At 71.6% G+C, this 18,674-nt stretch carries 17 protein-coding genes; 12 read left to right on the top strand and 5 right to left on the bottom strand.

Annotation, left to right across the window (positions count from 1 at the left end):
- Positions 1-42: 42 nt before the first annotated feature.
- Positions 43-1,176: an acyl-CoA dehydrogenase family protein gene (locus tag ACWC1K_RS14385; RefSeq protein ID WP_450831301.1), complete on the bottom strand. Its 1,134-nt coding sequence runs from the start codon at positions 1,174-1,176 to the stop codon at positions 43-45.
- A gap of 118 nt (positions 1,177-1,294) precedes the next feature.
- Entirely contained in the window at positions 1,295-2,089 is a 795-nt protein-coding gene (locus tag ACWC1K_RS14380) for an SDR family NAD(P)-dependent oxidoreductase (protein ID WP_450831299.1), read from the bottom strand.
- A 60-nt stretch (positions 2,090-2,149) separates the two neighbouring features.
- Between ACWC1K_RS14380 and ACWC1K_RS14375 the strand changes: the two genes are divergently transcribed.
- The 10 genes from ACWC1K_RS14375 to ACWC1K_RS14330 all read left to right on the top strand — a co-directional run bounded on the left by ACWC1K_RS14375 (position 2,150) and on the right by ACWC1K_RS14330 (position 14,443).
- Complete coding sequence (locus tag ACWC1K_RS14375; RefSeq protein ID WP_450831298.1) at positions 2,150-3,223, top strand: NAD(P)-dependent alcohol dehydrogenase; 1,074 nt, start codon at positions 2,150-2,152, stop codon at positions 3,221-3,223.
- 283 nt (positions 3,224-3,506) lie between these two features.
- Positions 3,507-3,911 (top strand): FAD-binding protein, encoded by a 405-nt coding sequence (locus ACWC1K_RS14370; protein WP_450831296.1) that lies wholly within the window; start codon positions 3,507-3,509, stop codon positions 3,909-3,911.
- A gap of 163 nt (positions 3,912-4,074) precedes the next feature.
- A complete protein-coding gene (locus ACWC1K_RS14365) occupies positions 4,075-4,944 on the top strand; it encodes a branched-chain amino acid ABC transporter permease (protein ID WP_450831294.1) in 870 nt (289 codons plus the stop codon).
- Between the two features lie 12 nt (positions 4,945-4,956).
- Positions 4,957-7,482: a branched-chain amino acid ABC transporter ATP-binding protein/permease gene (locus ACWC1K_RS14360; protein WP_450831292.1), complete on the top strand. Its 2,526-nt coding sequence runs from the start codon at positions 4,957-4,959 to the stop codon at positions 7,480-7,482.
- 38 nt (positions 7,483-7,520) lie between these two features.
- Positions 7,521-8,717 (top strand): ABC transporter substrate-binding protein, encoded by a 1,197-nt coding sequence (locus tag ACWC1K_RS14355; RefSeq protein WP_450831291.1) that lies wholly within the window; start codon positions 7,521-7,523, stop codon positions 8,715-8,717.
- Between the two features lie 167 nt (positions 8,718-8,884).
- A complete protein-coding gene (locus tag ACWC1K_RS14350; protein WP_450831289.1) occupies positions 8,885-10,087 on the top strand; it encodes an MFS transporter in 1,203 nt (400 codons plus the stop codon).
- A gap of 167 nt (positions 10,088-10,254) precedes the next feature.
- Positions 10,255-11,445 (top strand): L,D-transpeptidase, encoded by a 1,191-nt coding sequence (locus ACWC1K_RS14345; RefSeq protein WP_450831287.1) that lies wholly within the window; start codon positions 10,255-10,257, stop codon positions 11,443-11,445.
- Positions 11,446-11,536: 91 nt separating this feature from the next.
- Positions 11,537-12,085, top strand: a complete 549-nt coding sequence (locus tag ACWC1K_RS14340) for a hypothetical protein (RefSeq protein ID WP_450831286.1) — start codon at positions 11,537-11,539, stop codon at positions 12,083-12,085.
- A gap of 119 nt (positions 12,086-12,204) precedes the next feature.
- On the top strand, positions 12,205-13,545 hold the full coding sequence (locus ACWC1K_RS14335) for a jacalin-like lectin (RefSeq protein ID WP_450831284.1): 1,341 nt from the start codon (positions 12,205-12,207) through the stop codon (positions 13,543-13,545).
- A 157-nt stretch (positions 13,546-13,702) separates the two neighbouring features.
- The gene (locus ACWC1K_RS14330) at positions 13,703-14,443 is read left to right on the top strand and encodes a maleylpyruvate isomerase family mycothiol-dependent enzyme (RefSeq protein WP_450831282.1); all 741 of its coding nucleotides are present in this window, start codon (positions 13,703-13,705) and stop codon (positions 14,441-14,443) included.
- On the opposite strand, the gene ACWC1K_RS14325 is transcribed toward ACWC1K_RS14330, so the two are convergent.
- A complete protein-coding gene (locus ACWC1K_RS14325) occupies positions 14,430-14,822 on the bottom strand; it encodes a MarR family winged helix-turn-helix transcriptional regulator (RefSeq protein ID WP_450831281.1) in 393 nt (130 codons plus the stop codon). The two genes, ACWC1K_RS14330 and ACWC1K_RS14325, sit on opposite strands and share 14 nt — an antisense overlap.
- Before the next feature lie 86 nt (positions 14,823-14,908).
- Between ACWC1K_RS14325 and ACWC1K_RS14320 the strand changes: the two genes are divergently transcribed.
- Together ACWC1K_RS14320 and ACWC1K_RS14315 are read left to right on the top strand one after the other, a co-directional pair.
- On the top strand, positions 14,909-16,393 hold the full coding sequence (locus ACWC1K_RS14320) for an MFS transporter (protein ID WP_450831280.1): 1,485 nt from the start codon (positions 14,909-14,911) through the stop codon (positions 16,391-16,393).
- Positions 16,394-16,463: 70 nt separating this feature from the next.
- On the top strand, positions 16,464-16,748 hold the full coding sequence (locus tag ACWC1K_RS14315; RefSeq protein WP_450831278.1) for a DUF6332 family protein: 285 nt from the start codon (positions 16,464-16,466) through the stop codon (positions 16,746-16,748).
- On the opposite strand, the gene ACWC1K_RS14310 is transcribed toward ACWC1K_RS14315, so the two are convergent.
- On the bottom strand, positions 16,709-17,374 hold the full coding sequence (locus ACWC1K_RS14310) for a response regulator (RefSeq protein ID WP_450831277.1): 666 nt from the start codon (positions 17,372-17,374) through the stop codon (positions 16,709-16,711). The genes ACWC1K_RS14315 and ACWC1K_RS14310 overlap by 40 nt on opposite strands.
- Complete coding sequence (locus tag ACWC1K_RS14305; protein WP_450831276.1) at positions 17,371-18,615, bottom strand: sensor histidine kinase; 1,245 nt, start codon at positions 18,613-18,615, stop codon at positions 17,371-17,373. Before ACWC1K_RS14305 ends, ACWC1K_RS14310 begins: the two co-directional genes overlap by 4 nt.
- Between the last annotated feature and the right edge of the window lie 59 nt (positions 18,616-18,674).

Below are 18,674 nucleotides of genomic sequence, written 5' to 3'. Positions count from 1 at the left end.
AATGGATCGGGAGACACTGGCCGCTGCGCGACCGACGAACGATCAGCCGGTGGAACCGGTGAGACCGAGCAACCCGGCCAGGCGCAGGCGATGGTCGTCGCCCGTACCGAACAAGGCCTCGTCGGCCCGTGCCCGGCGCAGATACAGGTGGGCCGGGTGCTCCCAGGTGAAGCCGATCCCGCCGTGGAGCTGCACGTATTCCGTGGTGGCGAGGCGATAGGCACTGGTGCACGAAACAGCTGCGGCACTCGCGGCCACGGGCAGTTCCGACGCCCCTCCGGCAAGGCAGGCGCTCGCGTACGCCGAGGCCGATCGCGCACCCTCGACCTCGACGAGCAGATCGGCGAGCCGGTGCTTGACGGCCTGGAACGAGCCGATGGCACGCCCGAACTGAGTCCGTCGGGACACGTAGTCGAGTACGGCGTCCAGTGCGTGCGCGCTGCCGCCGACGTGCTCGGCGGCCAGAGCCACCCGGCCGGCGTCGAGCACGGCGTCGACGACTCCTGCCGCCTGCCCGAGCTCACCGACCGGCTCGGCAGGCGCTTCCCGGAACCGGACGAGCGCCTGGCGGCGCGTGGGATCGAGGACCCGGCGGGCCGTACGGGCGCAGGTCGCGCCGTCCGGCTCGCAGGCGAACAGCCGCTCCCCGTCCGGCGCACGGGCCGAAACCAGCAGCAGATCGGCGCCCTCGCCGTCGGGCACGAAATCGGCTTCTCCGCGCAGCAGCCAGCCACCCGAGGTGCGCTCGGCCGTCACGTCGGCGGGGTGCAGAAATCCGGCGACGGTGGCCGTGAGTGCTCCGGAGGCGATCCCCGGCAACCAGCGTTCGCAGACCGGCCGATCACCGCTGCTCAGCAGGGCCTGTCCGGCCAGCACGACGGTCGACAGCAGCGGCGCGGGACAGACCACACGCCCCGTCTCCTCCAAAGCGACGGCGAGTTCGGCGAACGTGTACCCGGCCCCGCCGTACTCCTCGGGCAGAGCGAGCCCATGCACCCCGATCTCGCCGGCGAGCCGGTCCCAGAGCGCCCGGTCGTAGCCCCGCCGACTCTCGACCTGCTTGCGCACTCCCTCGGGCCCACAGGCGTCGTCCAGCAAGTCCCTCAGCACCGCTCGCAGTTGACGCTGCTCGTCGGACTCCAGCATCAGTGCGGGATCGGCATCCAGCCGGAACATCCAAACCTCCCTCGACCACGCCGCCTTGAGGGGCGCGGGGCTGTGACTTCCTGCGGCTCCGCCGCGTGGGCGCGACCAGCCACCCGCAACTCGCTTCCGGCCACTTCGAGTTGAACCCTCACACCGTGAACCGCCCACCATTGGCAAGCACCACAGCACCGACGACGTTCGCCGCCTCCTCACTCGCCAGGAACAACGCAACGTCGGCAATCTCCTCCGCCGTCGCATACGGACGAACCCGCGGATCGGCAAACCCCTGCCGAAGCGCTGCAGGCGTCCGCGCCGCCATGCCCGTCTCCGTCGGCCCCGGCGCCACCGTGTTGACGCGAACCCCGAAAGCGATCGCCTCCTTGGCCACCGACTGACTCAGCGCATGCGCACCGGCCTTCGAAGCCGCGTAGTGCGGATAACCGGCCTGGGCGTCGAAGGCCGACGACGAGCCGACGGTCACGACGGTTCCGGACCGGTGCGGCACCATGACCCGCAGGGCAGCGCGCAGCACATGGAACGTGCCGTCCAGGTTGACGCGCATGACGCGGCGCCATGCGTCGTCGCCGAGCCGCACCGTCACCTCCGGCGGGCGGCCCGCGACCAGGGCCTCGGCGATGCACTCCTTGGCCGCGGGGTCGTCGACTCCTGCCGCGTGCACCACGACGTCGAGCCGCCCGTGCCGCCGTACGACCTCGTCAAAGGCCTCGTCGACCTGGGCCGGTTCGGCTACGTCGAAGGTCAGGGCGTGCACTTGCGGCACCTCCTTCGCGACGGCCTGTGCCGCCTCGCCGTCGACATCCGCTGCGAACACCTCGGCCCCCTGCGCGGCGAGTCGCCGGGCGACGGCCGCGCCGATGCCGGATCCCGCGCCGGTGACGAGGGCGATCCGCCCGGTGAAACGCTCCGCGTGCTCACCCGCCATGCACGGTCACCACCTCACAGCCACTACTGAACTGACTTCATTTTTGTTACCGTCGCCGGTATGTCAACAGGCAGGACAAGAGCACTCCGGCTGACCCGCTGGGGCGGCCCACCGATCCTCACCGAGGTGGCGCGGCCCACGCACACCGCCGAAGAGGTGCTCATCCAGGTGGAGGCGGCCGGCCTCTGCCGTTCGGACCTCCACGTCACCGACGCCCGGCCGGGGGATCTTCCGTACCGGATTCCGTTCACCCTCGGACACGAGGTCGCGGGCCGGGTGGTGGAGCGCGGCCCGCTCGCCACCGGTCCGGCGGTCGGCGAGCGGGTGGTCGTCTACGGTCCCTGGGGCTGCGGGAGCTGCGCCCGCTGCGCGGCCGGGGCGGAGAACTACTGCGACCGGCGCGCGGCTCTGGACGCCGACCGCACCGGAACGGGGGCGGGTCTCGGGCGCGACGGCGGGATGGCCGACCTGATGCTCGTACCGTCCGGACGGCTTCTGGTCCCGGTCGGCGGCCTGGCCGCCGTCCAGGCAGCGCCCCTGTCGGACGCCGGGCTCACCGCGTACCACGCCGTGGCAACCGTCCGGCGCGCACTGGGCGACGACGCGAGCGCGAGCGTGGTCGTCCTCGGCGTCGGCGGCCTGGGGCATCTGGCCGTCCAGATCCTGCGCGCCACGACGTCCGCGCAGGTGCTGGCCGTGGACGTACGGGAGGAGGCGCTCGCCCTGGCCGACGAGTGCGGCGCTCATTTCAGCACGCTCCTGCGGTCCGACACGGCGGCGGTCCTGCGAAGCCGCGCGGGCGGAGTCGGCGCGGCGGCCGTGCTCGACTTCGTCGGCAGCCCCTCCAGTCTGGAGCCGGCTGTGGACGTGCTGCGGGCGGGGGGCGCACTGGCCGTGGTGGGCAGCGGCGGCGGGGAGCTCACGGTCCGCAAGCCCGGCGCGCTCCCGCCCGGAACGCAGATCTCGTTGCCGTTCTGGGGGACCCTGCCCGAACTGCGAGCGGTCGTCGCCCTGGCGCTGGAGGGCTCCTTGAGGGTGGGCGTGGAACGGTTCCCGCTGTCGGGCGCGGCGGAGGCGATCACGCGGCTGCGCGCCGGCGAGGTACGAGGCCGCGCGGTTCTGATCCCCGACTGATCCGGCCGAAACCCGTACCGTCACACCCCGCCCGCAGTCCTCTCGACTCCAGAAGTGAGTTCAATTAGCGTCTTGCTTCATTCGGCGACACGAAGGCGGTGGGACCCGCTGTGCATACGGAGACAGTGGATGTGCCGGTGACAGGCGGCGGCATGGCCGCCTTCTCTGCCGCCGCCCATGTGGCCGCCGAGGGCGGCTCGGTGGTCCTGGCGGAGAGGGCGGAGCACACCGGCGGCTCCGCGCGCTTCGCCGGTTTCGTCTGGACGACCCGACCGTCGAGGAGATGCGCCGGGTCAATCCGGACGGCGCCCCGGAGCCGGCCGACGCGCGCGCCACCGCGAGTGGATCACCGCCTCGCATGTGGAGGGCACCCCAAGGGTGGACACGTTCCCATGCCACCGCCGACGAGAACGGCACGCCGACGCCCGGTCGCCTTCTCGACCACCGCCCCCTCGACGAACCTCCGTTCTACGTCATCGAGGCCACCCCGGCGATCACCTTCACCTTCGGCGGTCTGCTGATCGACGCCGGGGCGCACGCCCCGTCCGCGTCCTCTGCCGGGCGACTTCCGGTGCCCGGCCTGCTCGCGGCCGGTGCGGACGCGTGCGGCCCGGCCCCGGCTCCGGTCTTCGGCCTGTCGGCGGCACGGATCGCACTCATCGAGACGCCGGCGCCCGTCGGGCACTGAGCCCCGACCGCCCGCTCGGCACAAATCCCGTGCACGAGGCTTGCCCGTCCGGCATTCGAGTGCCTAGCTTACCGAATTGAGTTCACTTTAACTCAAGAGTCCGTGAGGTGATCATGCTTCCCGCACACATGGCGCGAACGCGCTCGTCCCCGAGGGAGGGACTGTGAGTCAGTTCCTGCTTGTCCTGGTCAGCGGAGTGGCCAGTGGAGCCGTGTACGGCCTCATGGGTCTCGGACTGGTGATCATCTACCGGGCCACGGACGTCGTGAACTTCGCGATGGCCTCGCTCGCCACCCTGGGCCTGTACGTGGCGCTCTCGCTCCACGACCGCGGCGTGGCCACGGTGCTCGGCATCCTCGCCGCCGTCGCGATCACCGTGGTCGCGGGCCTGCTGGTGCGCGAGACGGTGATTCGCCCGCTGGGCCAGGGACAGTTGTTCTCCGCGCTCGTCGTGACGATGGGCGTGTCCCTGGTCGCGGAGAGCACGGCCGGATCGATCTGGGGCGACCAGCCCAAGGACTTCCCCAACCTGGTCGACGGGTCGGTGCGCTGGTCGGGCGCCGCGGTGCCGGTCCAGAGCCTGCTGACGATCGCCGTCGCGGCCGTGGCGATGGCGCTGGTGGGCTATCTGTTCGCCCGCACCACGCTCGGCTCGGCGATGCGGGCCGCGGCCGAGTCGGCGGACACCGCCCGCGTGGTCGGGCTGAGCTCGCAGCGGCTCGCCAGGATCTCCTGGGCGCTCGGACTCGGTCTCGCCGCGCTCGCCGCCTGCCTGTACGCGCCGCGGTCAGGCCTGGTGCCGACCGCACTGGTCGCGCCTTTGTTCCGGGCCTTCGCCGGGATCTTCCTGGGCGGCCTGACCAGCATGTACGGCGCCGTCCTCGGCGGGCTGACCATCGGCGTCCTGGACAACCTGGCGGCGAACTACGTCTCCGCCAGCTTCCGGGACACGTTCGTGTTCTCGTTCACCGTGCTGGTGCTGCTGATCCGCCCCCAGGGCATGTTCGGCACCCGCACCTTCCAACGGGTCTGAGGGGTCGCCTCCATGGTCTTCAACCGTTCCCTCCTGGCGAAAGCCGCCCTCGGTCCGGCCGCCGGCGCGGTGCTCATGGCGTTCATGGCCTCCGGCGCGATCCCCGCCTACCAGATGTACTCCGTGGGCCTCGCGGCCGTGTACACGCTCGTCATTCTGTCGGTCGGCCTGCTCGCCGGCTGGTCCGGCATCTGGTCGGTGGGCCATCCCGCGTTCTTCGCCATCGGCGCCTACTTCGCGGCGTACGGCAGCGGTCACGACTGGCCATTGGAAGCGGTGGTTCTCGCAGCCGTCGCCACCGGCGCCGTCCTGGGCGCCTTCCTCGGGTACGCGGGTGCCAGGTTCTCGGTGCTCTACATCGCCCTGCTGACCCTGGCCTTCACCACCGTGACCCTGGAGCTGATCAACCGCTGGAGCAGCGTGACCGGCGGCGACCAGGGAGTGCCGGTCGTCCAGCTGCGCAGCGCACTCGGTCCGCTCACCCTCCTGGGTGGTGGTACCGAGGCCCAGTACCTCGCGGTCGGCGCCGCCGCCGTCGTACTCGCGCTGGCCGTTCCGGCCGCCGCCTCGGGGCTGCGGATGCGGCTGGTGGCCGCCAAGTCGCATCCCCTGGCCGCCCGTACGATCGGCATCGCGCCGGAGGCACAGTCGTCGCTGTCGTTCGCGGTGAGCGGGGCCTGCACCTGCTTCGCGGGGGTGCTGCTGGGTCTGCTCACCGGGTTCGTCAGCCCGGATCCGTTCTCGCTGGCCTTCGGCATCTCGCTCATCGCGGCCTGCGTGCTCGGCGGGGTCGGCACCATCGTCGGTGCCGTGGCCGGCGGCATCTACCTGACCTGGAATCCCTCGCTCTCGTCCGCCGTGGGACTGCCCCAGCCGGTCGTACAGGGCCTCGTACTGATCGCCGTGCTCCTCTTCCTGCCGGGTGGGGTCGTACCGTTCTTTGCCAAGCCCGCACGGAGCGTGCTGCGGCGCGTGGCGCGACGGACGGAAACCGAGGTCCCGCCGCCTGCCGACGAGTCGACGGACCTCGCGCCCCTCGAACCTCCGTCCGACGGTTCCGTCCTGTTGCATCTGGAGCACGTGTCGGTCTCGTACGGCGGACTGAAGGCCCTGGAGGACGCCTCGCTGTCCCTGCGGCAGAACGAGATCCTGGCGGTCATCGGACCCAACGGAGCGGGAAAGACAACCCTCTTGAACGCCCTGTCGGGGCTCACCGGCAACGGACGGGTGAGTGGGAGCGCCGCATTCGCCGGTCGCCCCCTCCTCAAGGCCAGGGCGACCGCACGGCGGCGGCTGGGCATCGGCCGTACGTTCCAGCACGCGGAGGTCTTCTCCGAACTCACCGTCGCGGAGAACGTGTTGTGCACCCGTCGCCGGATCACCGCCCGGGACCGGGCCGAGGTCGCGCGGCTGCTGCACTCCGTCGGTCTCGCGGACGTCGCCGATCGCCGCCCCGGGGAGCTGCCGTTCGGCCTGCAGAAGCGCCTCGACCTGGCGCGTGCGACGGCAGAGGGTCCCAGACTGCTGATCCTGGACGAGCCGTTCGGCGGCCTCGACGCGGGTGAGCGGGCGCTGCTGGCTCGCCACATCAGGCGGCTGCACGACCACGGCACCGCCGTCGTGGTCATCGACCACGTCCTCGACGACCTCTTCTCCGTCGCCCACCGGGTACTCGCGTTCGACTTCGGCCGCACGATCGGCGAGGGCACCCCGGACACCGTTCTGCAGGACCCGAAGGTGCGGTCGTCGTACCTGGGAACCGTCGACGGCAGGACCCGGCCGCCCGCGCAGGTGAGCGAGCGGAGCATGATCCGCCTGCACGGGGTCGGCCACACATACGGCGGCGTGCTCGCCCTGCGCGACGTCGACCTCGATGTCCGCCAGGGGGTCGTGCTGGGTGTCGCCGGAGCCAACGGCGCGGGCAAGAGCACACTGGCAGGCATCCTGCACGGCTCGCTCGAACCGGTCCGAGGCGACCGGGAGTTGGGCGGAGCCGTCCGCACCAGCCTGGCGCCCGAGGGGCGGGCCCTGTTCAGGACGCTCTCCCTGCGCGAGAACCTCGAAGTCGCCGCCTACGCGGCGGGCATCACCGGTGCGCCGATGCGCGAGCGACTGGAGGAGACCGTCGAGTGGCTGCCGGCCCGGCTGCGCGACCGGCTGTCCGCCTCCGCGGGCGGGCTGTCCGGCGGCGAGCAGCAGATGCTCGCCATCGCGCGGGCCCTGATCGTCGCGCCGGACGTGCTGATCGTCGACGAACCTGCCCTCGGGCTGGCTCCCGCCCTGGTCGACGAGGTGTACGACCGGCTGGCCACGCTGGCCCACGAAGGCCTGACCGTCGTACTGCTCGAACAGCTGCTCAGCCGGGCCATGTCCGTGTGCCACGAGGTGGCCGTGCTGCACGAGGGCGTGGTCGCGGCCCAAGGGCGGCCGGGTGACCCGGAGTTCGCGGCGCTGGCCGAGGCGGCGTACTTCAGCGGCGGCCAGGACCCCGCCACCACGACCGCGGCGGCCGACGCCCGGACATCTTCAGTGAATTGACAATCCCGTTGTGAACGAGGTGGACCGTGTTCCGAACGATGAGAAAATTCCGCCGCACCGCGGGAGCGATGGCCGTCCTGGCCGCGGTGGCGCTCACCGCCAACGCCTGCGCCGGCCAGGACTCCGCAGCGGCCGGCGGCAGCTCTTCCGAGATCCACATCGGGGCGTGGCTCCCTCTCTCGGGCGCCACCGCCACGTACGGCGTGGGTGAAAAGGCGGGCGCCGACGCGTACTTCAAGATGCTCAACGCCAAGGGCGGCATCAACGGCCGCAAGGTCAAGTGGACCGTCAAGGACAACGCGGCCGATCCGCAGCAGACCGTGCAGATCGCACGTGAACTGGTCGGACAGGACAAGGTCGTGGCCATCGTCAACGCGAACGGCACCGCACAGGCGGAGGCGGCCTTCCCCTTCGTCCTCACCCAGTCCAAGGTGCCGGTCCTCAACGAGGTGGGCGGCACCGAGTCCTGGTACGAGCAGCCGCGTCCCGGTCTGTTCGGCACCCAGACCCTCTACGAGGACCAGGCCGCGGCGGTCGCCGCGTGGGCGGTGCAGGACGGCGCGAAGAAGATCCTCGTCGTGCACAGCGACCCGGCCGCGTTCGTGAACGTGGCCGAGCAGGTGGAGCCCGTCGCGAAGAAGGTGGATCCCTCGGTCGAGGTCGACCGGCTGCCGGTCAAGTACCAGACCACCGACTACACACCCGTGATCAGCAAGGTGAAGGCCGCGAAGACCCAGGCGGTGGTCCTGATCCTCACCTCCCCCGAGGCGGCCGCCTTCCTCAAGGAGGCCAAGCTCCAGGGTCTTTCGCTGCCCACCTACGCCTACGCCCCCGTGGCCGCCGAGTCGACGGTCGCCCTGGCCAAGGACGCCGCCGAGGGCCTCAAGGCCGTACAGCTGGTGAAGGCGCCCTCCGGCGAGGAACCCGCGGTGAAGGAGTTCCGGACCGCGATGGCCGAGTACGAGCCCGGTCAGACCGCCGGATTCCTCGCCCTGTGGGGCTGGAGCAACGCGAAGGTGTTCGCCGAGATCACGAAGACCATCAAGGGGCCCGTCACGCCCCAGACCCTCACCGCCGCGTACCAGAAGGCGAGCAAGGTGGACCCGGGGGTGTCGCCGGTCATGCACTTCAGCGCGAGCAACCACCTCGGCACGCGCAGCGTGCAGCGCGTGGTCGTGAAGAACGGTGCCTGGACATCCGTCGGTGACTTCTACACGCCCCCGGCACGCGGCTGAGAGCCCGCCCCGGTCCCGGGGGCCGCAGCGTGACACGGGGGCCACGCTGCGGCCCCCGCACGGCACGCACCAACCGGGCGAGCAGCGCGATGAGCCGTCCCGGCCGGCCACCTGGTGCATCGGACAACTTCCTTGCCCTGTCCCTCACCCCGACCTAACCTGACTTTGTGCCGATAATAAACAAAGTCCGTACGCACACCGCCGTGCCGGGCAACACCCTCGGCCGTCTCCGTGTCGCCCTCACCGTCTTCTTCGCCCTCGACGGCTTCATCTTCGCCGGCTGGGTCGTGCGCATCCCCGCGATCAAGGAACAGACCGGCGCCTCCGCCGCCGCCCTCGGGCTCGCCCTGCTCGGCGTGTCCGCCGGCGCAGTGATCACGATGATGCTCACGGGCCGCCTGTGCCGCCGCTACGGCAACCACCGGGTCACCGTCGTCTGCGGCGTGCTTCTCTCCCTCAGCGTCGCCCTGCCACCGCTCACGCACTCGGCGCCTGCACTGGGCGCCGTTCTCCTCGTCTTCGGCGCCGCCTACGGCGGCATCAACGTCGCCTTCAACAGCGCGGCCGTCGACCTCGTCACCGCCCTGCGGCGGCCGATCATGCCGGGCTTCCACGCCGCCTTCAGCCTGGGCGGCATGCTCGGCGCCGGGCTCGGCGGTCTGGTCGCCGGGCATCTCTCCCCCACCCGGCATCTCCTCGGCCTGACCGTCATCGGGCTTGTCGTGACGGCCGTGGCGGGACGCTCTCTGCTGCGCCGGCAGCCGCCCAAGCCGCCCGAGCCCGCAGGCGACCAGGGGCAGGACGGTCCGCGCCGCCTCGACGGCCGTCGCCGCGGGTTGGTTGCCGTGTTCGGGCTCATCGCCCTGTGCACCGCATACGGCGAGGGGGCCATGGCCGACTGGGGTGCACTGCACCTCGAACAGGACCTGGGCGCCTCCGCGGGAGCCGCGGCACTGGGGTACTCCTGTTTCGCGCTCGCCATGACCGTCGGCCGGCTGACGGGGACGACCCTGCTCGAACGTCTCGGCCGTACCCGCACCGTGATCGCGGGCGGCACCACCGCCGCACTCGGCATGCTGGCCGGCTCCCTGGCGCCCTCGCTGTGGGCGGCTCTGATCGGCTTCGCCGTCACGGGGCTCGGTCTCGCCAATCTCTTCCCGGTCGCCGTCGAACGCGCCGGGACGCTCGCCGGCCCCGGCGGCGTGGCGACCGCCTCCACCCTCGGCTACGGCGGCATGCTCCTGGGCCCGCCCGCGATCGGTTTCATGGCCGACTGGTTCTCCCTGCCCACCGCCCTCACCAGCGTCGCCCTGCTGGCGGCGGTCGCCGCGCTCATCGGACTGGTGACGCGCCGGACCGCCGGGGGATGACCTGACGGCCAGCCCCGGGCGACGGCACCGCGCCCTCGACTCACAGGGGCCGACGGGAGCAGTCACCCAATGGGCCGGTCGCCCGGATGCCTTCCCGGGGTACCAGGAAAGCGACAAAGCAACACACCGATCAACGTCAGTCAGCCCTTGGGGAAGGGGAGAGTCCCATGCCACAGCGCCTGCCGGCACCGTGGGGCCGCCGGACCGCACCTCCGCTCGCGTTCGCGTCGGCCGCCGCCGTCCTTCTCGCCGCGTGCAGCTCCGGCGGCGGTGCGGACGGTGGGGACAAGGGGGGACCGCCCGCGATAGTCGTGCAGCCCGAAGCCGGGAGTGCGAAGGTGCCGGTCGGGCGGAAGGTGACGGTGCACGCGCGGGGCGGATCCTTGATCTCCGTCGAGGTGGGCGCCCCGGGCCCGGGCCCGATCTCCGGCACCTGGTCCGAGGACAGGTCCGTGTGGACCTCGACCACACCGCTCGCCCCGGGCACCACCTACACGGTGAAGGCGCACGGCAAGACGGACGGCGGGTCGGCTCTCGACAAGACCGCCTCCTTCACCACCCAGGCGCCGACGAACGCCTTCGTCGGCGAGTACCACCCCGACAGGGGCACGACGGTCGGCATCGCCATGCCGGTCTCGATCACCTTCAACAAGCCGATCCGCGACAAGGCGGCCGTCGAGCGGAAGCTGCATGTCACCGCCTCCCCCGCGGTCCAGGGCGCCTGGAGCTGGATGAAGGAGCGCGACGGCAAGGACCGTATCGACTACCGCCCGGTGAACTACTGGCAGCCGGGCACCCGTGTCACGCTGCGCATGGACCTGGCGGGCGTGAACGCGGGCAACGGGCTCTACGGCACCCAGCAACGCGTCGTGGACTTCCGCATCGGGGACGCCGTGACGAGCACGGTGAACGTCACGACGAAAACGATGACGGTGCGGAAGAACGGGAGGACGCTGCGGACCCTGAAGGTCTCCAGCGGCAAGAAGGGCTACGAGACCTGGAACGGCACCATGGTCGTGCTGGGCAAGGTGCCGACCATCCGCATGAACTCCTCGACCGTGCGGATCTTCGGCCCCGAGGCGTACGACCTGGGCGCGGTCAAGTGGGACGTCCAGCTCACGCCGTCCGGCACCTATGTGCACGCGGCACCGTGGAACACGGGCAAGTTCGGCGTGGTCAACGCCAGCCACGGCTGCATCGGCATGAGCACCGGCGACGCCCAGTGGTACTACGGCCTGGTCCGCCTCGGCGACCCGGTCACGGTCGTCCACTCCGTCGACACCGTGGCGGCCAACAACGGCTACGGCGACTGGAACGTCCCCTGGGCCACCTGGAAGAAGGGCAGCGCTCTCCACTAGTGCCCGGCCGGAAACCTGGCGCCGGCGCGCTGCTGCCGGCCGGGTTCCGCGGGATGCTGTCCTCGGTACGAGCGGGTCGGGAGGTGCTGGGATGCGGTGGCGTTCCGGGGTATGGATGATCGCCGGGGTGGTCGTCCTGGCGGCGTGCGGCACGTCGGCGGGCGGTGGATCCACCGGACCGGCGTCGGCGTCCGGCAGCAGCTCGGCACGGCCGCCCTCCACGGCACCGACCGGCGCGCCCGCGTCCCCCACCGGGCAGGGCCCGAGCAAGTCGGCAACGGCGCCCTCGACTCCGGCACGCCACTGCGCCGCCGGGCACACGGAGATCAGCGTCGCCCCCGGTGACGCGGTCGAGCAGCGGCTGTGCGTGCGGCCGGGGGCGGTGGTCTCCCTCGTGCTGCGGCCCCGGACGGACGACAAGCGGTGGAAGGCCGTGGACACATCGGCACCGGCCCTGGTGGTCGCCTCCGGATGGCGGCTGGACGCCGACGGAACGGCCCACGCCACACTGCGGTGCGCCGGCACCCGCGGCGGCGAGGCCGAGGTCACCGCGCTGGCGAAGGCCCCGGACGTGGCGGGCGCGGCCCGCGCCGCCTTCACGCTGCACGTGAGTGTGGTGCCGTACCCGACGCAGGGGTGAGTCCGGAACAACAACTCCTGTGAAAGAGCGCCCAAACACTCGACAGGCCTGTGGTAACCGGCGGTAACTTCTGTCAGGCTCACGCCGAAACCGCTTTCCCTCCACAGGAGACACACCCCATGCGCAGACTCCTCGCCTGCCTGGCGGCAGCTGCCGCCGCCCTCGGCGGGCTCACCGCGGCCGCGCCCTCGGCAGCGGCGGCCGACTCGGGCAGCTTCAACGTCCTCAGCTACAACGTGGCCGGGCTGCCCGCGGCGGTCAACAGCGCGCCGACGCCCCGCGAGTCCAGCACCACGGCGATCGGGCAGCGCACAGCCCCCTACGACATCGTCCATGTCGAGGAGGACTTCAACTACCACTCCTACCTCTACGCCGCCGACACCGCGCACGCCTACCGCACCCCCACCAGCGGCGGCGCCGGCATCGGCAGCGGGCTCAACACGCTGTCGAAGATCCCGTACGACACGGACGACTTCGAGCGTGTCCACTGGAACTCCTGCCAGGTCGACTCCGGTGACTGTCTGACCCCCAAGGGCTTCACCTTCATGCGGGAGCGCCTCGCCGAGGGCGTCTACGTCGACTTCTACAACCTGCACACCAACGCCGGCACCAACGACGGCGACGAGGCCTCCCGCGCCGACAACCTCAGCCAGCTCACCGCCTTCATCAACACCCATTCGGCCGGCAACGCCGTCGTGGTCATGGGTGACACCAACACCCGCTACACCCGCTCGGCCGACACCATCGCCGAGTTCGCGGCGGCCAACGGGCTCACCGACGCCTGGGTGCAGCTGATACGGGGCGGCACCCCGCCGGCCAAGGGCAGCGACGCCCTGGTCTGCGACCAGTCCGGGGCGACCGTGCCCAACACCTGCGAGGTCGTCGACAAGGTCCTCTACCGCGGCAGCAGGCTGGTCTCGCTCAACGCGACCTCGTACAACAACGAGCACGCCAAGTTCCTCAACGACGCCGGACTGATGCTCTCCGACCACGACCCGATCACCGTCGGCTTCACCTGGTCGCGCACCTCGTCCTACCAGCTCAGCGACCAGTTCGGCGGCCCGCACGGCGACTACTACAACGACATCGGCAGCGTGCCCGCCGGCGCCCGCGCCACCACCGTCGCGCTGCGCTCCGGCTCCCGGGTCGACCAGATGAGCCTCACCCTCGCGAACGGCACCACGCTCGCGCACGGCGGGACGGGCGGCACCGCCTCCTCCCTCACCCTCGGCAGCGGCGAGTACGTCACCACCGCCTACCTCTGCCAGGGCGCGAAGGACGACCACACGCGGATCTTCTACGCCAAGTTCACGACCAACCTGGGCCGCACCCTCGCCGGCGGCACCACGACCTCCGACTGCGTGACCCGCACCGCCCCCTCGGGCTGGCAGATCGCGGGCTTCCACGGACGCTCGGGCGACGAAGTCGACAAGGTCGGTTTCATCTACACCCAGCGGTAGGGCGGTTGACGAGCGCTCAGGGGCGGCCGCGCCTTCGGCTGCCCCTGAGCGGATCGGAGCCGGCCCCGGGTCCTGTTCGGGCCTGCTCGCCGCTGCGGCCGGGTGGGTACCCGCGCCCTCTTCCCTTCACCCGCACTCCATCCGGCACACTCGCCCCATGGAGACAGCCGAGTTCGTGGAGATCCTGGAGCGGGAGGGCCGGCGGCTGGCCGCGGCGGCCGAGGAGGCCGGGGCCGGCGCCAAGGTACCGACCTGCCCGGAATGGCAGGTGAGGGACCTGCTGCGGCACCTCGGGATGGTGCACCGCTGGGCGGCCGCCTTCGTCGCCGAGGGGCACATGTCCTACCACCCCGACGGCGGGCTGCCCGACCTCGACGGCGACGAACTGCTGGCCTGGTTCCGCGCGGGGCACCGGTATCTCGTCGACACCCTGGCCTCGGCCGCCCCGGACATGCAGTGCTGGCACTTCCTGCCCGCGCCGTCACCCCTCGCGTTCTGGGCGCGCCGGCAGGCGCACGAGACCACGGTGCACCGGGTCGACGCGGAGTCGGCGAGGGGCGGAGGGCCGAGCACGATCGACCCCGGCTTCGCGGTGGACGGCATCGACGAACTGCTGCGCGGCTTCCACGCCCGCCCGAAGAGCACGGTCCGCAGCGACGAGCCCCGGGTGCTGCGGGTACGGGCGACGGACACGGGCGACGCGGTGTGGACCGTACGGCTGTCCCAGGAGCCGCCGGTGGCCGTGCGGGACGCGGCGGGCGATGCCGACTGCGAAGTGGCCGGGCCCGCCGCGCAGTTGTATCTGGCGCTGTGGAACCGGCTGCCGTTCCCGGCCGTGACCGGGGACACCGCGGTCGCCGCACTGTGGAGCGAGAGGTCGGCCGTCACCTGGAGCTGAGGTCGCCGGCCAGCATCCGCGTCAGCACCGCACGCTGCACCGGCAGCACCTCGCCGTGCAGCGTGCGCCCCTTCGCCGTGAGGGCGACGCGCACGCCCCGGCGGTCCTCCGAGCACATGGCACGCTCGACGAGGCCGTCCTTCTCCAGCCGGGCGATCAGCCGCGACAGCGCGCTCTGGCTGAGATGGACCCGCTCGGAGATCTCCTGCACCCGGTAGTTGCACGAGTCGCCCGACAGCACGTCCAGCACTTCGAAGTCGCTGGCGCACAGGCCGTGCGGATGCAGTGCGCGGTCGAGTTCGCACTGGGTGCGGGCGTGCAGAGCGAGGATGTCCCGCCACTGGTCCACGAGCGCCTGTTCGGCCTTCTTCGCCACCATGCGCGCACCGTAGCAGAGAAGCAAAATTATTGCATCGGAATTAAATGCATTTGCATTCGATGCATGCGCATGTAGTGTCTGTGTCCATGACCTCTCCGCTCTCCACCCCTGCGGTTCCGTCCTCGGCGGCTCGCTGGACCCCCCGGCTGTGGGGCACCCTGCTGGTGCTCTGCGCCGCGATGTTCCTGGACGCGCTCGACGTGTCGATGGTCGGCGTCGCACTGCCGTCCATCGGCTCCGACCTCGATCTGTCCACCTCGGCACTGCAATGGATCGTCAGCGGCTACATCCTGGGCTACGGCGGTCTGCTGCTGCTCGGCGGCCGCACCGCCGACCTGCTCGGCAGGCGCCAGGTCTTCCTGATCGCCCTGGGCGTGTTCGCGCTCGCCTCCCTGCTCGGCGGGCTCGTCGACTCGGGTCCGCTGCTGATCGCCAGTCGCTTCATCAAGGGCCTGAGCGCGGCCTTCACCGCGCCCGCCGGCCTGTCCATCATCACCACGACCTTCGCCGAGGGCCCGCTGCGCAACCGGGCCCTGTCCATCTACACCACCTGTGCGGCCACCGGCTTCTCGATGGGTCTGGTGCTCTCCGGCCTGCTCACCGAGGCCAGCTGGCGCCTGACCATGCTGCTGCCCGCGCCCATCGCCCTGATCGCCCTGGTGGCGGGCCTGAAGCTGCTGCCGCGCAGCGAACGCGAGAAGGACCACAACGGCTACGACATCCCGGGCGCCGTCATCGGCACCGCGTCGATGCTGCTGCTCGTCTTCACCGTCGTACAGGCACCGCAGGTCGGCTGGGCCTCGGCCCGCACGCTGCTGTCCTTCCTGGCGGTCGCCGCACTGCTGACCGTGTTCGTGCTCGTCGAGCGGCGCTCGGCCGGTCCGCTGATCCGGCTCGGTGTACTGCGCTCCGGCAGCCAGATCCGCGCCCAGCTCGGCGCGATGGCCTTCTTCGGGTCCTACGTCGGCTTCCAGTTCCTGGTCACCCTGTACATGCAGTCGCTGCTCGGCTGGTCGGCGCTGCACACCGCGCTCGCCTTCCTGCCGGCCGGCGCGCTGGTGGCGGTGTCCTCGACGAAGGTCGGCTCGATCGTCGACCGGTTCGGCACCCAGCGGCTGATCGCGGCGGGCTTCGCGCTGATGGTCGTCGGATACGCGCTGTTCCTGCGCGTGAACCTCGACCCCGTGTACGCCGCCGTCATCCTGCCGTCGATGCTGCTGATCGGCGCGGCCTGCGCGCTGGTCTTCCCCTCGCTCAACATCCAGGCCACCAACGGCGTCGAGGACCACGAGCAGGGCATGGTCTCCGGGCTGCTGAACACCTCGGTGCAGGTGGGCGGCGCGATCTTCCTGGCGGTGGTGACCGCGGTGGTGACCGCCGGGGCCCCCGAACACGCCACCCCGCAGGCCGTGCTGGACAGCTACCGGCCCGGTCTTGTGGTGGTGACGGGCATCGCCGTCGCCGGCCTGCTGATCACCCTCACGGGCCTGCGGACGCGCCGTACCCAGCAGTCCGTGGTGGTCGCCAAGTCCACTTCCCTGGAGGCGGAGCGCGTACCCGTACGCGACTAGGGGGCGCCTTCCCTGTGCGCCCGGCGGGGCCTGCTTGCCCCGCCAGGCGCATCGCCGTGAGACTGGGCGCATGGACGGATACGGGGGCCGGCGTCACAAGGCCGAGCAGGACGCGATGACCGTCGAGATCGGTTACGCGCTGGTCAGTGCGGTGTTCGCGGCGGCCGTGGTCTTCGGGGCGGTCGCCGGACCGGCGTTGCTCTTCGACCTGCCGGACCTGCTGTCCAGGCTGCTCCTGCTGATCGGGGTGACGCTCGCACCCATCGTGTTCGTGGTCCGGGCCGTGAGCGTCGTGGTGCGCTTCCGCCGGGGTGCTCAGCCCAGCCAGCCCGGCCGCACCAGCCCCGACTCGTAGGCCAGGACGACCAGTTGGGCCCGGTCCCGGGCGCCCAGCTTGACCATGGTGCGGCTGACGTGGGTCTTCGCGGTGAGGGGGCTGACGACCAGGCGGCGGGCGATCTCCTCGTTGGACAGGCCGATGCCGACCAGGGCCATCACCTCCCGTTCCCGCTCGGTGAGTTCGGCGAGGGTGCCGGCGGCCGCCGGTTCCTTGGAGCGGGCCGCGAACTCGGCGATCAGACGGCGGGTCACGCCGGGTGAGAGCAGTGCGTCACCCTCGACCACCGCCCTGACGGCACGCAGGAGTTCCTCCGGTTCGGTGTCCTTGACCAGGAAGCCGGAGGCGCCGGAGCGGATCGCCTCGAAGACGTACTCGTCGAGCTCGAAGGTGGTGAGCATGACCACCTTGACGTCCTGCAGGGCCTCCTCCTCGGTGATCCGGCGGGTCGCCGCCAGACCGTCCAGCCGCGGCATGCGGATGTCCATCAGGACGACGTCCGGGCGCAGTTCGCGCACCTTGCGCAGCGCCTCCTCACCGTCGGCGGCCTCCCCGGCGACCTCGATGTCCGGCTGCGCGTCGAGCAGCGCCTTGAAGCCGGCCCGCACCAGCGACTGGTCGTCGGCGAGCAGTACGCGGATCACCGGTCGTCCTCCTCCTTCGACTGCGCCCCGGCCTTGAGCGGCAGTACGGCGAGCACCCGGAAGCCGCCGTCCGGGCGCGGGCCCGCCTCGATCGTGCCACCCAGCGCCGCGGCACGCTCCCGCATTCCGGCCAGACCGTTGCCGCTGCCGCCCGCGTCGGCACCGGTCGCGGGCCCGTCGTCGTCGATGCGCAGCCGTAGCGTCTGCTCGTCGTGGTCCACGTGCACGCGCGCGTGGCGTGAGCCCGAGTGCCGTACGACGTTGGTGAGAGCCTCCTGGACGATGCGGAAGGCGGCGAGGTCGGTGCCGGGCGGGAGGAGGGGAGATTCGCCTTCGACGTCGACCGTGAGACCTGCGCTCGCCGCCTGTTCCACCAGCTCGGGCAGCCGGTCGAGGCCGGGCGCCGGAGCGCGTGGGGCGTCTCCCGGGGTGCGCAGCGTGTCGAGGACCTGGCGGACCTCGCCGAGCGCCTCCTTGCTGGCGGCCTTGATGGTGGTGAGCGCGGTGCGCGCCTGTTCGGGGTCGGTGTCGAGGAGGGCGAGGCCGACGCCCGCCTGCACATTGATCACCGAGATGCTGTGGGCGAGGACGTCATGGAGCTCCCGGGCGATCCGCAGCCGCTCCTCGTCGGCCCGCCGTCGCGCCGCCTGCGCCCGCTCGGCCCGCTCTCTGGCCCACTGCTCGCGCCGGATCCGGGCCAGCTCCGCCACCGCCACGATCGCCGCCACCCACGCGGCGATCACGGCCTCCTGCGCCCAGGGGGCCGCCGAGTCGTGCGACGGCGGCAGCCAGCGGTACAGCCAGTGGGCCACCAGCATGTGCCCGGCCCACAGCATCGCCACCGCACCCCAGGCGGCCCGCCGGTGCCCCGAGACGATCGCACTGAAGCAGGCGACCACCACGGTGAAGAAGACCGGCCCGTAGGCGTACCCGGCCCCGAGGTAGACCATCGCGGCGGCCGCCGTGCCGTACACGACGAGCACCGGACGGCGCCGGCGCCACAGCAGCAGTCCTGAGCCCACCAGCAGCAGCACGCTCGCGAAGACGTCGAGGGCGGCCCGCTTGCCCTCCTGCTGGTGCGCCGCGTAGTGGGAGCCGGCGAGCACGAAGGCGGTGAGCAGCGCGGTGGACAGCCACGGCCGGCGGGCCTGATGGTGCTCCTCGCCCCAGCGGTTCAGCCACGGCGGCCCGTGCCGCCACCACTGGGGCGGACCGCCGCCGTGCCCTCGCTGCTCGTCCATGGCGGCCACGCTAGACGTGACCGGGCATGCGGGGCGTCCGCCGGGCGTGGTGATCAGAG

It is taken from the genome of Streptomyces sp. NPDC001492, from assembly GCF_053597275.1.
This window is presented reverse-complemented; position numbering and strand designations above follow the sequence as displayed.